Source organism: Brevibacillus brevis (genome assembly GCF_900637055.1).
In the GTDB taxonomy this organism is placed as follows: Bacteria; Bacillota; Bacilli; order Brevibacillales; family Brevibacillaceae; genus Brevibacillus; species Brevibacillus brevis.
Genome location: NZ_LR134338.1, coordinates 4,124,439 through 4,139,983, shown reverse-complemented (window position 1 = coordinate 4,139,983; position 15,545 = coordinate 4,124,439). Strand labels below are relative to the sequence as shown.

The 15,545-nt window shown below is 49.1% G+C and carries 17 protein-coding genes, 1 pseudogene and 1 other annotated feature; of the genes and pseudogenes, 15 read left to right on the top strand and 3 right to left on the bottom strand.

Annotated elements, in window-relative coordinates; translation table 11 throughout:
* Positions 1 to 20: 20 nt before the first annotated feature.
* The 6 genes and pseudogenes from EL268_RS19880 to EL268_RS19855 all read left to right on the top strand — a co-directional run bounded on the left by EL268_RS19880 (position 21) and on the right by EL268_RS19855 (position 4,877).
* Complete coding sequence (locus tag EL268_RS19880) at positions 21 to 758, top strand: gamma-glutamyl-gamma-aminobutyrate hydrolase family protein (protein ID WP_106656674.1); 738 nt, start codon at positions 21 to 23, stop codon at positions 756 to 758.
* A 161-nt stretch (positions 759 to 919) separates the two neighbouring features.
* On the top strand, positions 920 to 2,062 hold the full coding sequence (locus EL268_RS19875) for a glycosyltransferase family 4 protein (protein WP_106656673.1): 1,143 nt from the start codon (positions 920 to 922) through the stop codon (positions 2,060 to 2,062).
* Positions 2,059 to 2,976 (top strand): NAD-dependent epimerase/dehydratase family protein, encoded by a 918-nt coding sequence (locus EL268_RS19870; RefSeq protein WP_106656672.1) that lies wholly within the window; start codon positions 2,059 to 2,061, stop codon positions 2,974 to 2,976. Before EL268_RS19875 ends, EL268_RS19870 begins: the two co-directional genes overlap by 4 nt.
* A gap of 133 nt (positions 2,977 to 3,109) precedes the next feature.
* Positions 3,110 to 3,549: pseudogene (locus EL268_RS19865) on the top strand (peroxiredoxin).
* A gap of 73 nt (positions 3,550 to 3,622) precedes the next feature.
* Positions 3,623 to 4,675, top strand: coding sequence for a DNA polymerase IV (locus tag EL268_RS19860; RefSeq protein ID WP_106656671.1), 1,053 nt, complete (start codon positions 3,623 to 3,625; stop codon positions 4,673 to 4,675).
* Between the two features lie 13 nt (positions 4,676 to 4,688).
* Positions 4,689 to 4,877 carry a hypothetical protein gene (locus EL268_RS19855; protein ID WP_106656670.1) on the top strand — a complete coding sequence of 63 codons (189 nt, stop codon included), beginning with the start codon at positions 4,689 to 4,691 and terminating at the stop codon, positions 4,875 to 4,877.
* Positions 4,878 to 4,928: 51 nt separating this feature from the next.
* Here the strand turns inward: EL268_RS19855 and EL268_RS19850 are convergent, their stop codons facing one another.
* The 3 genes from EL268_RS19850 to EL268_RS19840 form a co-directional block, all read right to left on the bottom strand.
* The gene (locus EL268_RS19850; protein WP_106656669.1) at positions 4,929 to 5,375 is read right to left on the bottom strand and encodes a GNAT family N-acetyltransferase; all 447 of its coding nucleotides are present in this window, start codon (positions 5,373 to 5,375) and stop codon (positions 4,929 to 4,931) included.
* Positions 5,372 to 6,589 (bottom strand): MFS transporter, encoded by a 1,218-nt coding sequence (locus EL268_RS19845; protein WP_106656668.1) that lies wholly within the window; start codon positions 6,587 to 6,589, stop codon positions 5,372 to 5,374. Before EL268_RS19845 ends, EL268_RS19850 begins: the two co-directional genes overlap by 4 nt.
* A 106-nt stretch (positions 6,590 to 6,695) precedes the next feature.
* Entirely contained in the window at positions 6,696 to 7,259 is a 564-nt protein-coding gene (locus EL268_RS19840; RefSeq protein ID WP_106656776.1) for a TetR/AcrR family transcriptional regulator, read from the bottom strand.
* A gap of 199 nt (positions 7,260 to 7,458) precedes the next feature.
* Here EL268_RS19840 and EL268_RS19835 point away from each other — a divergent pair, with 199 nt between their 5' ends.
* The 9 genes from EL268_RS19835 (at position 7,459) to leuS (ending at position 15,476) form a co-directional block, all read left to right on the top strand.
* The gene (locus EL268_RS19835) at positions 7,459 to 7,983 is read left to right on the top strand and encodes a YqeG family HAD IIIA-type phosphatase (RefSeq protein WP_106656667.1); all 525 of its coding nucleotides are present in this window, start codon (positions 7,459 to 7,461) and stop codon (positions 7,981 to 7,983) included.
* Positions 7,980 to 9,101 (top strand): ribosome biogenesis GTPase YqeH, encoded by a 1,122-nt coding sequence (gene yqeH / locus EL268_RS19830; protein WP_106656666.1) that lies wholly within the window; start codon positions 7,980 to 7,982, stop codon positions 9,099 to 9,101. Before EL268_RS19835 ends, yqeH begins: the two co-directional genes overlap by 4 nt.
* Before the next feature lie 75 nt (positions 9,102 to 9,176).
* Positions 9,177 to 10,028, top strand: coding sequence for a shikimate dehydrogenase (locus EL268_RS19825; RefSeq protein ID WP_106656665.1), 852 nt, complete (start codon positions 9,177 to 9,179; stop codon positions 10,026 to 10,028).
* A gap of 30 nt (positions 10,029 to 10,058) precedes the next feature.
* Positions 10,059 to 10,349: a ribosome assembly RNA-binding protein YhbY gene (gene yhbY, locus EL268_RS19820; protein WP_007727776.1), complete on the top strand. Its 291-nt coding sequence runs from the start codon at positions 10,059 to 10,061 to the stop codon at positions 10,347 to 10,349.
* 14 nt (positions 10,350 to 10,363) lie between these two features.
* Positions 10,364 to 10,957, top strand: coding sequence for a nicotinate-nucleotide adenylyltransferase (locus tag EL268_RS19815; protein ID WP_106656664.1), 594 nt, complete (start codon positions 10,364 to 10,366; stop codon positions 10,955 to 10,957).
* Positions 10,941 to 11,531, top strand: coding sequence for a bis(5'-nucleosyl)-tetraphosphatase (symmetrical) YqeK (yqeK, locus tag EL268_RS19810; RefSeq protein WP_106656663.1), 591 nt, complete (start codon positions 10,941 to 10,943; stop codon positions 11,529 to 11,531). The genes EL268_RS19815 and yqeK overlap by 17 nt, the downstream gene beginning before the upstream one ends.
* Positions 11,531 to 11,887: a ribosome silencing factor gene (rsfS, locus tag EL268_RS19805; RefSeq protein ID WP_047072622.1), complete on the top strand. Its 357-nt coding sequence runs from the start codon at positions 11,531 to 11,533 to the stop codon at positions 11,885 to 11,887. Before yqeK ends, rsfS begins: the two co-directional genes overlap by 1 nt.
* A 6-nt stretch (positions 11,888 to 11,893) precedes the next feature.
* On the top strand, positions 11,894 to 12,643 hold the full coding sequence (locus tag EL268_RS19800; RefSeq protein ID WP_106656662.1) for a class I SAM-dependent DNA methyltransferase: 750 nt from the start codon (positions 11,894 to 11,896) through the stop codon (positions 12,641 to 12,643).
* Positions 12,644 to 12,682: 39 nt separating this feature from the next.
* Positions 12,683 to 12,927 (top strand) — a binding site (T-box leader).
* Between the two features lie 131 nt (positions 12,928 to 13,058).
* Entirely contained in the window at positions 13,059 to 15,476 is a 2,418-nt protein-coding gene (gene leuS / locus EL268_RS19795) for a leucine--tRNA ligase (RefSeq protein WP_106656661.1), read from the top strand.
* Positions 15,477 to 15,545: the final 69 nt, after the last annotated feature.

The following is a 15,545-nucleotide window of genomic DNA, read 5'->3' as shown; positions in this document are numbered from 1 at the left end:
TCTATAAGGGAGTGACTGGCGTGCGTCCGATCATTGGTGTGGCATGTACGAAAATGTATTTTCCGAAGAACGATCTCGACCAGTTTTTCTATGTAGGTTCAGGCTATGTGAACGGAATTGCGCGCAGTGGCGGTACCCCACTGATCTTGCCACTGCTGACGATTCAGGATGCTCCGTTTCGGGAGATGATCGAATCCCTGGACGGCTTGATTTTGTCTGGTGGTGAGGATCCTGCGCCGCATTTGTACGGCGAAGACCCGCTGCAAGGGCTGGGTGATATCAATTACGAAAGAGACATCACAGAGCTTGAGATTATCAAGCTTGCGCTGGAGCTGAAAAAGCCAATCCTGGGTATTTGCCGAGGGATGCAAATTTTGAATGTGGCGTGTGGCGGCACCCTCATTCAAGATATTCCAAGCCAAGTACCAGGAGCATTACAGCATGCACAGAAGGGATCACGGCAATACGGGGCGCACAAGATTACGCTACAGCCTGGTTTTATAGCGGATGCCCTCGGAAAGACAGAGGTGCTCGTGAACACCTCTCACCACCAAGCAGTCAAAGACATAGCACCGGGCTTCAAAGTCACAGGATGCGCGGCTGACGGTGTGATTGAGGCGATGGAAAGCCTCGACGGGCTACATGTAGGCGTACAGTGGCATCCAGAACGAATGTGGGCACACGACGACGACATGTTGAAGATTGCCGAGGCATTTGTTGCCCGGGTAAAGCAGTTGAAACTGCAAGCGACTAACTAGAATAGAAATGAGAGAAACCGTTCTGGGATTGCCCAGAGCGGTTTTTCTCATGCAGGAGGGCTTCATAATCTAGTGAAAAAGGGCGTTTCAACCATGTTCCTTGCCACTTCATCTCCATAGTCTGTTGAAGAATACGATTTGGAGAAGAGGAGGATGGCAACTTGCGCATTCTGGTCATTGCTCCGGAGCAGCTACCGATTCCCCCGATAACGGGAGGCTCTGTCGAAACGTGTATTTACAATATTTTTCGGCGCATGGCAAATCAGGATTCTGTCACAATTATCAGTCGCGCTCATCCCAGATTGCCCGGGACATCGCATTTTGGGAGGCTGAAGATCGTCCGAATTCCACAAAGAAACCGTTTATCCTATATTCGTGCTGCCTTGAGACGAGTAAGGGGACAATCATTTGACATCATCCAGATCGAGAACAGACCGACGTTCGTCCCCATTGTTCGAGCGGCTTTTCCCCGAACGCCGATTGTTCTGTCTCTTCACTCGTTGACCTTTATGTCCCAGCTTTCCCATTCGAGAGCAAATGCCATTCTCTCGCAGGTAAAAGGAGTTACCTCCGTCGTCTCGTTTGTTTCTCAGACGATGCGCAAGAGGTATCCTCGACATGCCTATAAGTTCAAAACGGCGATACTCGGAGTGGATACGAGCAAGTTCCGCCCCAGGACCCTCGCCTACAAGCAGGCGTTGCGGAAACGATGGGGTGTCGGTCACCGATACAATGTCCTGTTCGTAGGCAGGATCGTACCGATGAAAGGGCTTCACACACTTGTACGTGCCGTCGCGATTCTGAAAAAGCGATACCCGAGCATGGGAATCGTCGCTGTCGGTGCGTCGTGGCCGGGGGTCAGAAAGCAAACGGCCTATATGCGTAAGGTACGTCAGCTGTCGCAAAGACTCAACGTTCCGATTCGATTTACAGGCTATTTGCCGCCCTCCCAGATCCACAAGATGTATCATTTAGGGGATGTCTTCGTCTGTCCGACACAGTATCGGGAAGGGTTTGCGACAGTCAATTCTGAAGCAATGGCTTCCGGTATCCCTGTAGTTGCCTCGAAAAGAGGTGGAATTTCCGAAGTCGTGAATAACGGAAGCAGTGGACTGCTCGTACGGAATTATCTCAGCCCGCGAGCATTTGCGCATGCCATTGCAAGAGTGAAATCATCGCCTAGCTTAGCCAGAAGGCTTGCTTATGGTGGGAGACAGCGAGTAAAGGCGAGATTCAGCTGGTACAGTACCGTATCCAAACTAAGAGGACAGTACAGAGCGATAAAAAGCAGGCGGAAAATATGAAGGTGATGGTCACGGGTGGGGCCGGTTTCATTGGCTCCCATATCGTGGACTTTTTGGTGAGTATGGGGATAGAGATAATCGTAGTCGACAATTTCAGTACTGGACGCCTTGACCATCTGCCGAAAGTGATACAGTATTACAACGCAGACATCGTTTCGCAGGAGCTGAAGGAAATTTTCGCGATGGAGCAGCCGGAGAAGGTCATTCATCAAGCAGCTCAGGTAGATGTCCAAAAATCCGTGGTCAATCCGTATGATGATGCCGTGCAAAATTTGCTGGGAACGATAAACGTATTGACCTGTTGTCGTGATTATGGCGTGCAGAAGATCATTTTCGCTTCTTCCTGCGCTGTTTATGGAGAAACCCCCGATATGGCTATTACGGAAGCCCATCCGATTCGGCCATCGTCTTTCTATGGCCTTTCCAAGTACAATGGTGAGCAGTATGTCCGTTTGTATCAGGATATGTACGGTTTGCCTTACACCATCCTTCGATATGCCAATGTTTATGGTCCTAGACAGAATAGCGGTGGGGAAGGTGCAGTCATACCAATCTTTATCACCAAACTTTTAGCAGGGGTATCCCCGGTTATTTATGGTCGGGGTGTCCAAACGCGAGATTTTGTGTTCGTGAAGGATGTGGCGCACGCCAATTATCTCGCTCTTCAGGGAGCAGATAACACAACAGTTAACATCGGCACGAACATAAAAACAAGCATCAGCGAGCTGTACAAGATGGTTGCCCATGCTCTTTCTTCTCCATTGCTCCCCGTTCATCAGCCTATGAAAAAGGGAGATCTTCTGTTCAGTTGCTTGCAATGTGAAAAAGCAAAAGAAGTGCTGGCATGGCAGCCCTCTGTTAGTTTAGAGGAAGGGCTCGCATATACAATCGGGTTTTACAAAGAAAGACGATAACTTCATGACATATATCCACAAAAGCCTCACGTAGCGTAATGTATGCGTGAGGTTTTTCGGTGCCAGCGTATCATGGGAGAATGAATTTTGATATTCCGGTATCCCCTGTATACTAAGTATAGAGGTGAGAGAAATGTTAAATGTCGGAGACTTGGCTCCCGTCTTTACGGCGGCGAGCACAAAAGGAACCATTGATCTTGCAGCGCACATCGGCAAGGAAACGATCGTCCTCATTTTCTATCCGGGAGATGATACCCCGATTTGTACGAAACAGCTGTGTGGGTGCAGGATCACTACACGAAAATCGAGCAAGCAAATACAGTCGTTTTTGGCGTCAATCCAGGGGGTATGGACAAGAAACGCTCGTTTGCAGAAAGGTTTCGCTATGAATTTCCATTGATCATGGATGAAGGTGAATCCATTCGAAAAGCGTACGATGTCGGAAAAGTTCTCGGGTTGTTTTTCCAGCAACGCATCGTGTACATCATCGGAAAAAACGGAACAATCGTATATGCCAAAAAAGGAAATCCTCCAGTATCGGAGCTGCTACAGGTGATTGAAAGCCAAGCGTAGAACGTTCTTGCTTGCGTCAATGGAACAAAACAGGGATAATAGAAATGAGAATGTATGTTTGGTGGGTATCCCTATGAAAAAAATTCTTCACTTGGATATTGACGCATTTTTCGCGAGTGTAGAGCAGTTAGATCGCCCCGAATTGCGGGGGAAGCCGGTTATTGTCGGGGGAATTGGCAATCGCGGTGTCGTATCGACCTGCAGCTACGAGGCGCGAAAATACGGTGTTCGCTCAGCAATGCCTGTAGCCATGGCGAGGAAAAAATGTCCGCAAGGCTTTTATTTGCCTGTCCGCTATAGCCGTTATATCGAAAAATCTGCTGAAGTCAGACAGATATTTACTTCTTATACAGAGCGTTATCAAACAGTAGGGCTAGACGAGGCTTATTTAGACGTGTCCCATTACGAGAATGCGGTCCCCATCGCCCACGATATCAAGAGGCGAATCAAACGGGAGACCGGACTTACTTGCAGCATCGGACTTTCCTACAATATGTCGTTGGCTAAGATTGCCAGTGACTTGAAAAAGCCGGATGCCTTTGTCATCATCCGACCTGAGCAGGCTTTGGATGTGCTGCGGTCGTTGCCAATTGGCACCTTGCATGGAGTCGGCAAAAAGTCGCAGGAGCTGCTCGCGAAAAAGGGGATTGAGACGGTAGAGGATTTTTGGCGGCTTTCACTCGATGAGGCCACTGTATTATTTGGGAAATTCGGTCGTTCCCTCTATTACCGGGCGAGAGGAGAAGACAATCGCGAAATTGAAATGGACCGCGCGCCGAAATCATTGAGCCGCGAAACGACACTGCCCTTTGACTTGTTTGACAGGGATGCGATTGCTCCGATTGCCACTTCCCTTTTGCGTGAGGTCGAAGAGGACATCCGCGAGGAAGGGGTCGAGCCCCAGACGATAACACTCAAAATCAAGTACGCGGACTTTACCCAGCGGACCAAGCAACACAAGGCTGTGGCTGGGGCCAACTGGCAGGAGCTGTTGGACGATTTGCTCGACGCCTTTGACTATACGGCAGGCGTTCGATTGGTGGGCGTAGGCTTTTCGAATTTTGCCGAGCAGCAAGGGGAGAGGTACGAACAGCTCTCGATGTTTTCGTGGAAGCTGGGGAAGTAGGGGAGGGAGAACGGTGGAGACAGAGAATGCCTTTCATTGCTGTGCGACCTGTATTCATTTTCGCGTGGAGAAAGGTACGGGAGGAGCCAGCTATCGATGTTCTCGTCTGACCTATGAGACACGTCCAGACTACCGATTCCAATGCTGGACTCCGACAGAGAAGGTCAAGCGACTGATGGAAGCACGTAAAAGTCAACCATAGCTGCAAAAAGAGGCACCGCCTTCGTCATTATCGACAGAAGCGGTGCCTTTTCTATTCATTTGTCAGGTCGAGGACCATCACTTCCTCCGGACCATCCATTTCGCCATTTGAGGTAAAGCCAAACGACTCATACAGCTTTCGCGCGAACTCGTTTTCAGGATGAATACTCAAGTAAATGCGCGTACAGCTGTAGCGTCTGCACATTTCATCAACGAGCATGTGCAGAAACTTTTTGGCGTAGCCCTTACCCTGATGGCTACCATCAATCATAAAGCGATCCAGCCAAATTCGGCCATTCTCTACTTCGATTCCGTGCATGGCATAACCAACAGCGATGTCCTTGTCATACAGACCGCATGATATCCATTCTGGCTCAAAACCTGATTGGGCGATGGAAAAAGCGTTGCTCTCGATGAAGGAGTGTTGACCTTCCGTTACAGTCAAGCAGGCAATTTGGCGCCAATTTTCTTTCGTAATAGCACGAATAGACAAACTCAAAATTTCATCTCGCTTTCCTTGGTGCAAAGACGGGCGGATTTGCTTGCTTTTAATTGGACAAAAAGTAAAATGCCGAAACCAAGGATGGACGCTGCCACGATCAGGAGGGCAGAGGATACAGGCAGTAAATCCGTCAAAATTCCCCCTGCCAGTGGGCCTGCAACCATTCCGATTCCGTGAAACATATTAAAGAGAGAGTATGCCGTGCCGTATGCGCCGCTTCCTCCTTGGTCAATAATGGCCCCCAACGTAGCCAAGGTTGGCGATAAGGTAAAGCCAATACTAGCCCCGACTAAAGCCATTGCGAGCATTGCCTGCCAGAGAGAGTCAGCCAACGCCAAAAATGGCAGAAACACAGCCAGCGTGATGATTCCGCCAAACATGAGTTGAAACGGATTCATGCGGCTGGAAAGGGAGCCGGCAACTGGGGCGATCAGTCCGTAGGCGAGTGTCATGACCCCAAACAAGAGACCAATCGTTGTCGGTGTCATGCTGAGTTTCTCTGTAAAAAATACGGGCAACGTCGGTTCCAGCAAACAAAGGGAAATCTCAGCCAACAGGACGATTCCAGCAATAAAGATGACTTGCGGATTGCGGATGAATCCACCGACATGAAGCTTTTCACTTTCAGTTCTTGTCGCGTCTTCCTTCAAGAACAAGTAGACCAGCACAATGTTGATCACGGTAAAGGCTGCTGCTGCCAGGAAAGGCATGCGATGGTCACTGATTTCAAACAACCATCCTCCAATCGGCGCTCCAAGCAATGTACCAGTTGAAATCGCGGTCAATGCAATTCCCATAACAGCTCCGCGCATTTTGGATGGGAACAAATCCGCCAAGAGGGCAAGGGCAGTTGGCCATGTAGCCGCAGCAGCTATACCTTGAACAAAACGAGCGGTAATCAACAAGGCCATTGTCTCAGAGAAAGCAAACAATAACGTGGAAGCGGCGAGACCGAGTAAGCCGATCAAAAGCATGGTCCGTCTGCCAACCCGATCGGATATCGGCCCGAAAATAGGGGTGGCAATGAGCATCGCGACGGCATAGCTGCTAAACAGCACGCCCATCATGGTAGAGGAGGGCTGAAGCATTTCCGTAAAATAAGGTACAATTGGAATCAACAAGCTGTACAGCAGCATGTCGATAAAAAGGATCAGGATGACAAACAAAAGTCCGATTCGTTGTTGTTTGGTCATTTGCGTAAAAATAGACATAATGGAACACCTCTTAACTATAAAAACTATTTTTGTTTTATTGGTTTTTTTACAAAAAACGATATCGTGGTCTTCCAAAGTTAGTGGGATGACCACGAGTCATTTGTTACCTTTTATTCGCTGGTACCAATCCAAACAAGAGGACATCTACAATAGCGGAAAGCGCCTCTGAGACTGTAATCTGGTTTTTCATGTAAAAACGCTGGTCGAGTGTAGAATTCACCGCATCGACAATAACCTTCAGCATGAGCGTGACGTCCATATTGACGATGAGCCCTTCTCGAATCGCTTGCTCGAGAAGGACGCGAAGCGTCTGCCAATCCTCGGATAGAGAAGCCTCTACTTGGGCATATTGCTCAGGATAATACCGCTTCATCTGTTCGAGGATGCGCAGATCATAAAATTCATAGTGTGTCGGTAAAACCATCATGACACCTTTGATTTTATCGATAAGAGAGAGACTGTCGTCTGCGAGAATTTGCTGTGTTTTTTCATCGCCCTCTTCAAAGGACTGCTGAATGATTGTTTCCAGAATTTCTACCTTAGATGAGAAGTGCTCGTATAACGTGCGTTTGCTGATCCCGAGCCGCTTCGCCAAATCATCCATGGAAAATTTCATGCCTTTATCGCGAATCTCTTCAATAAAACCTTTCATGATCCGGTTTTTAATTGCAATCAACCCCCAGCCAAAACAACATAACAGAAAACTATAAAAACAAAAACAGTTTTCTTGGTAACGTTATTCTACACAGAATGACAGAGCAATGCAAGTGGTGATCATGCTTTTTGTTTTGCAACCAAGTGGTCGATTATGGTATAGTAGGTGCCGAAATCGCGGTTGATTGCTTCACATCATTTGGAGGTGCCCCGTGTTTTTAGAGAAGCTGATGCCTAGTCAGTTCGTCGAATCAATCCATCACATTGACATAGATCAATTGAAACGAAATAACATCCGTGCGGTGATTACAGACTTGGATAATACCTTGGTGGAATGGGACAGGCCACATGCAACCCAGGAGGTCATCAACTGGCTTGCTCGCTTGCATGAGGCAGGCATACAGGTCACTGTTGTCTCCAACAACAACAAGGAGCGTGTAGACCGCTTCTGTGCCCCATTAAATCTCGGGTTTATTTATGCGGCCAAAAAGCCGACAAACCGTGCCTTCTTGCAGGCAGTGCGGCAGATGAATGTAACCATCGCTGAGACTGTTGTCATTGGCGATCAATTGTTTACCGATGTGCTGGGAGGAAATCGATTAGGATTTCATACGATCCTGGTCGTTCCTGTGGCCCAGACGGATGGTTTTTGGACGCGCTTTAATCGTCAGATGGAGCGTGTGGCCCTTATTTGGATGGAGAGGAAAGGAATGGTTTCGTGGAGGAGAAAAGCATGACGGAACAATCGCATGGCTCTTGTGCTGGATGTGGGATTGCCATTCAGACAGCGGATGCAAAAAAGCCTGGCTATGCACCTGAGTCCGCACTTGGCAGAAAGGTAGTCATTTGCCAGCGGTGTTATCGCATCAAGCATTATAATGAAGTAGCTCCCGTAGGAATGGGCGATGATGACTTCCTCAAGATTTTGGATGGCATCGGTTCTACAGACTCTCTTGTCGTAATGGTAGTCGATATTTTTGACTTCCAAGGCTCCTGGCTCAAGGGTTTGCCACGTTTTGTCGGGAAAAATCCGATTTTGCTCGTGGGTAACAAGGTCGATCTACTGCCGAGAAACATCAACCTGAACCGCGTACGCAACTGGATGCAGCACGAAGCAAAAGAACGCGGACTGCGCCCAGAGGATGTCGTACTTATCAGCGCGCAAAAAGGGCTTCATATCGATGAACTGTTGAATCGCATTGGAGAGCTGCGCAAAGGACGAGATGTTTACATCGTGGGTGTGACCAACGCAGGAAAATCGACTATGATCAACCGCATCTTGCATGACTACGGTGCGGCTGAGCTGGAGATTACCACTTCGCCATTCCCAGGTACAACGCTGGACAAAATCGAGATTCCACTCGAGGATGGCCGCTCCATTTTTGATACGCCGGGAATCATTAATCGCGACCAGATTGGACATATGGTATCCCCGACTGATCTGAGGAAGATTACCCCGACCAGCCGGATCAACTCCAAGGTGTATCAGCTCGATGATGGACAATCACTCTTTTTGGGTGGGTTAGCCCGTATCGACTTCGTACGCGGAGAGAGACAGCCGTTTATCATCTATGTCGACAACGACCTGTACATCCACCGGACGAAGCTGGAGAAAGCAGACGAAGTGATGCAAAAGCATCATGGAACCTTGCTGGTGCCGCCAACAGGGGAGGAAGCTGCGAAAGCACTTCCACCATTTGTGAAGCACACCTTTAAAATCAACAAGTCCACCATGACGACTGACATCGTAATTTCCGGTTTGGGCTGGGTCAGCATCCAAGGAAAACACGAAGCAAGTGTTGTCGTGCATGCACCTAAAGGCGTAAGTGTTGGGATGCGCAAAGGGCTGATCTAGCTTAAACAAGAAAAGTCGAGTTAGCCTTGCCCCTTGCCATATGCTATAGAGAGACGTCCGGGGAGGAAAAGCTCCATGATTACAAGCAAAACACAACTGGTTGGCCTGTTTGGGCATCCAGTTTCCCACTCGCAATCACCGATGATGCACAATACAGCTTTTTCAGAGACCGGGTTGGGATTTGCCTACGCTGCGTTCGATGTGGAACCGGAAAATCTGGAAGATGCAGTCGCGGGTATTCGCGCGTTAGGCTTGAAAGGGATTAACGTCACGATCCCCCACAAGGTCGCTATCATGCCGATGCTGGATGAAATCGATCCGCTTGCCAAACGAATCGGTGCCGTCAATACTGTCGTTTCTCGTGATGGGCGCTTGATTGGCTACAACACAGATGGTATGGGCTATGTTCGTTCGCTTGTGGAAGAGACGGGAATCGTTCTTGAAAAGCAAGTGGTAACCATGGTAGGGGCTGGAGGCGCTGCGCGTGCAGTGGCGTTTACTTTGGCTGAACATGGAGTCAAGGAAATTCGCATCATCAATCGCTCCCGGGAAAGAGCCGCAGTATTGGCTGAGCATGTCGGGACGATTGTCCCTACGAAAATCGTAGAACAGGGTGAAGGGGAAGCAGCTATCGCGGACTCTTCGCTGTTGATCAATACGACATCGATCGGAATGCTGCCAAACGTACAGGAGACACCTGTGCCAGCAGAATGGCTTCATTCTGGTTTAACCGTTAGCGATCTGATTTATAACCCGCTCGAAACGCGTCTGCTTAAAGAAGCGCGTGCTATCGGAGCCACTGTTCATTCCGGAATCGGCATGTTCGTGAATCAAGGTGCACTGGCTTTCGAGCTGTGGACGGGCGAACGAGCACCAACTGGGGTTATGCGTGAGGTCGTCTTGCAACAATTAAAGAAAACAACCTGATTTTGCAGGATGTAAAAGGAGGCATTGCCGATGTTGACCGGCAAGCAAAAGCGCTTTTTGCGCGCAGAAGCACATCATCTCACCCCGATTTTCCAAGTAGGAAAAGGCGGCGTAAACGAAAATATGATCACGCAGATCAAAGAAGCGTTGGAAGTACGTGAATTGATCAAGGTAGCGATTTTGCAAAACAATAATGACGATAAACATCAAGTGGCAGAAGATCTGGCAGCAGGTGCTGGAGCAGAACTTGTGCAGTTGATTGGCCATACGGTTGTCTTGTACAAAGAGTCCCGGGAGAACAAGACGATCAAGCTGCCATAAGTGACCTGCATGCGATGAGAGAGCCAATCAAGCAAGTAGGGATCATGGGAGGAACGTTTGACCCGATTCATTGCGGACACTTGCTGGCGGCCGAACAAGCCAGAGAGCAAGCGGGCCTGGATGAAGTCTGGTTTATGCCTACACACGTTCCACCGCACAAAAAGAGAGAGAGTCTGACGCTGGCGCATCACCGCTTGCAAATGGTTCAGCTCGCCGTGTCTGATCACGAGGTGTTTCGTGTAACAGATGTGGAGTTCGCAAGAGAAGGTCCATCGTACACCTATGACACGATGATTCAGCTCATCAGGCAGTTTCCGGATTGCCGGTTTTCCTTTATCATGGGAGGAGATATGGTGAAAATCTTGCCCAAATGGTACCAGTACAAAGAGCTGATTCATATGGTACGATTTATAGGTCTAGCGAGGCCAGGAACCGAACTGGACCTAAAATCGAGTGAGGACGTCACATTTGTGGAGATGCCTGTTTGGGACATTTCCTCCACAATGATTCGCGAGAAGGCAGCTGCCAGAAAAAGCATACGTTATCTTGTACCTGATGCCGTGGAGCGCTATATAAAGGAGAACCGAATCTATGAGACTTTTGGATAATCGGGAAGAGCTTCTCGTTCGCATACGGCAACAAATGCATGAAAAACGATACAATCACACGCTAGGGGTGGCTGCGTCGGCTCGCGAGCTGGCAGAGAGATTCGGGGCTGATCCTGACAAAGCCGAGCTTGCTGGACTGTTGCACGATTACTGTAAGTGCTGGCCTGTGGAAAAAATGTTCGAGATTCTCGTTCGCCACGATATGCCTACAGAGCTTTTGGAAGGGGAAAAAGAGCTGTGGCACGCCTTTGCAGCAGCCATTGTGATCCAGACTGATCTTGGTGTAACGGATGCAGATATTTTACAAGCCGTTCGCTACCATACAACGGGTCGGGCTGGCATGTCCCTGTTAGAAAAAGTCGTCTGTGTGGCAGACTATATAGAACCAAACCGCGTTTACCCTGGTGTCGATTTTATTCGCGCCAAAGCCATGCATGATTTGGATGCTGCCCTGGCACTCGCCTTGGGAGGCACGATTCAATTTTTGATAGAGAAGCAAAAGACGGTTTTCCCGTTGACATTGACGGCATATAACGATTTGGTTTCCCGCAAAGGGAGAGAAGGAGGGTTTTAATGGTTAAAACAGTAGAAGATTTGGCCCAGTTGGTTGTGAAGGCAGCAGAGGACAAGAAAGCAGAGAACTTGAAGGTGCTCGATATTAAAAAGCTGTCCGTCATCGCAGACTATTTCATGATTTGCCACGGAAACAACGAGCGTCAAGTACAGGCAATTGTTCGCGAAATCCGTGATCAAGCCCACAAAAACGGCTTTGACGTCCGCGGTATTGAAGGAGCGGATGAAGGTCGCTGGGTACTGGTTGATCTGGGCGATATCGTCATTCACGTTTTCCATCGCGAAGATCGCGAGTTTTACAACCTGGAGCGCCTGTGGAAGGACGCAGAGGAAGTTTCCTTCAGCGCGCAAGGGTAAGATCAGATGGCATACGCACATATGGCCGCTGTATATGACAGGCTGATGGCGGATACTCCTTATGATCAGTGGCTCGATTGGGTCGAGCGTCATTGGACAAAGGGAGAGAAGCCTGTGCGGGTCATTGATCTTGGCTGTGGGACTGGTACGATTGCGATCCCACTCGCCAAGCGGGGATACCGTGTTACGGGAGTGGATCTCTCAACAGAAATGCTTGCGATCGCCTATGACAAAATGAGGCAGGAGCAAGTGGATGTAGCTTGGGTGGAGCAGGATATGCGGGAGCTGTCCTTGCCAGAAGCGGATGCGGTCATCTCCTTGTGTGATTCATTGAGCTATCTTACAGAGGAAGCGGATGTGCAGGAAACGTTCAAGCGCGTTTTCGCTCATCTCGCCCCCGGTGGGAGCTTTCTGTTTGATGTGCACAGTCCGTACAAGATGCTGCACATTTTCGGAGACGAGACGTTCACACATGTAGAAGATGAAGTTTCGTACATTTGGCAATGTTTTTGCGACCCGCTGCGACTGGAGGTAGAGCATCAGTTAACGTTTTTCATTCGTCAGCCAAACGGACTGTACGAGCGGATGGAAGAGGAACATTGGCAACGGGCTTACCAGCCTGTCCAACTGATGCGCTGGCTGACAGATGCCGGCTTCACAGACATTGTCATCACCGCTGATTACTCGGATATGCCGCCACAAGAAGCGAGTGAGCGCCTATTTTTTTCAGCCCGCAAGCCGAAAAGTTTGACATGATTGGTTCGGATTGACTATAATGGCGTTATAACTACAGATTTCGACGCGTTTAAGAGGAAAAGTAGGAATAGGATTCGAGCATTCACAGAGAGTTGGCGGATGGTGCAAGTCAACCCGGATCTATCTGAACTCACCTCCCAGCACTTGCCCCCAAGGTCATTCAAGCAATGACTGCGTAAGGGTGAGCGGTTTATCCCCGATACGGATGAAACAAGTGGGTGAATGCTTGTCATTTGCCAATCTGGGTGGTACCGCGGGAATGTTAACAACCTCTCGTCCCTTTCGCAAGAGCGATCTGGGATGTGAGGTTTTTTTATACGGAAAACATTCCGCTAATACGCGATCGCTCATCCTTGAGCAATCCTCGATAGAGGTTTTCGTATTTTCACCTATTTTAAGATGGGAGTGCTTTACCATGGTATTCAGTCATCAAAATGTCGAAAAGAAGTGGCAGCAATATTGGGAGCAGAACAAGACCTTCAAAACCTCCGAGGATGAGGGCAAGAAAAAGTTTTACGCACTCGATATGTTCCCGTATCCATCTGGAGCTGGCCTGCACGTAGGACATCCGGAAGGCTATACGGCTACTGATATTTTGTCCCGCATGAAGCGGATGCAAGGATATAACGTTCTCCATCCAATGGGTTGGGATGCGTTTGGTTTGCCAGCGGAGCAATACGCGCTCGATACAGGAAACGATCCGGCAGAATTCACCGAGCACAATATCAACACCTTCCGTCGCCAAATTAAGTCGCTCGGATTTTCCTACGACTGGGATCGCGAAATCAACACGACCGATCCGAATTACTACAAGTGGACGCAATGGATTTTTACGAAGCTGTATGAGCACGGCTTGGCTTATATTGACGAGGTAGCTGTAAACTGGTGCCCTGCTCTGGGAACAGTTTTGGCGAACGAAGAAGTCATTGACGGGAAAAGTGAGCGTGGCGGACACCCAGTAGAACGCCGTCCAATGAAGCAATGGGTCTTGAAAATTACTGCGTATGCGGAAAGACTGCTCGCTGACCTGGATGAACTGGATTGGCCAGAGAGCATCAAGGAAATGCAACGCAACTGGATCGGTCGTTCTGAAGGGGCAGAAGTAACTTTTGGTATCGAAGGTCATGACGAAACCTTTACTGTCTTTACGACTCGTCCAGACACTCTCTACGGAGCAACTTATGCGGTACTGGCTCCTGAGCACAAGCTGGTTGAGCAAATTACCGTACCAGCTCAAAAAGAAGCAGTGGAAGCGTACCTGGATCAAGCGAAGCGCAAGAGCGATCTGGAGCGTACCGATCTGGCGAAAGAAAAGACAGGAGTATTTACCGGAGCATATGCGATCAACCCGGTAAACGGCGAGCGTCTGCCAATCTGGATTGCAGATTACGTGCTGATCAGCTACGGAACAGGCTCTATCATGGCGGTTCCAGCGCACGATGAACGCGACTATGAGTTCGCGAAAACATTCGATCTGCCAATCAAGCAAGTAATCGCTGGCGGAGATATCTCCAAGGAAGCGTATGCAGGCGACGGAGAGCACATCAACTCCGGCATGCTCGATGGTTTGAACAAAGAACAGGCGATCAGCAAAATGATCGAGTGGCTGGAAGCGGAAGGCAAAGGAAATCGCAAGGTAACGTACCGTCTGCGCGACTGGCTGTTCAGCCGTCAACGCTACTGGGGTGAGCCAATTCCGATTCTCCATCTGGAAGATGGCACGATGAAAGTCGTTCCGGAATCCGAACTGCCAATCGTGTTGCCAAAAACAAAAGAAATCAAACCATCCGGTACAGGTGAATCGCCATTGGCAAACATCGCGGAGTGGGTAAACACTGTCGATCCGGAAACAGGAATGAAAGCGCGTCGTGAGACAAACACGATGCCGCAATGGGCGGGTAGCTGCTGGTACTTCCTGCGCTTCATCGATCCGCACAATGACAAGGCATTGGCTGATCCAGAAAAACTGAAAGAATGGCTGCCAATCGACATTTACATTGGCGGTGCGGAACACGCGGTGCTGCACTTGCTCTACTCTCGTTTCTGGCACAAGTTCCTGTACGATATCGGTGTCGTACCAACCAAGGAACCATTCCAAAAGCTGTTTAACCAAGGGATGATCCTGGGTGAAAACAACGAGAAAATGAGTAAGTCCAAAGGCAACGTCGTAAACCCAGACGATATTATCAACAGCCATGGTGCTGACACACTGCGCATGTACGAAATGTTCATGGGACCACTGGATGCTTCGATCGCTTGGTCGACAAAAGGATTGGATGGCGCACGCCGCTTCCTGGATCGCGTATATCGTCTGTTTGTGGGCGACAACGGTGAGCTGAACGAAAAAATCGTGGAAACCTCCAATGTGGCTGGCATGGAGCGCGTGTACCACCAAACTGTGAAAAAAGTAACGGAAGACTACGAGGGCCTGCGTTTCAATACAGGTATCTCTCAGTTGATGGTATTCGTAAACGAAGCGTACAAAGCAGAAGTTCTGCCGAAGAAATTCATGGAAGACTTTGTGAAAATGCTGTCTCCAATCGCTCCGCACTTGGGTGAAGAGCTGTGGGAAAAACTGGGCCACAGCGAGAGTCTGGCATACGAAGCATGGCCTACGTATGACGAAGCGAAGCTGGTTGAAGACGAGGTAGAAATCGTCCTGCAAATTAACGGCAAAAACAAAGAGAAGCTGCTCATCGCTTCTGATTCGACGAAAGAACAGATGGAAGAGATGGCGAAAAACAACGAGATGATCCAAGAACTGATCGAAGGAAAAACGATCGTCAAAGTCATCGCTGTTCCAGGCAAACTGGTGAATATCGTCGTTCGTTAAGAAAAGGACGGCAAAAAATGAGAAGAGGAGCGGAGCCTGTGACTGACAGGTATCCACTCCTTTTTTCGT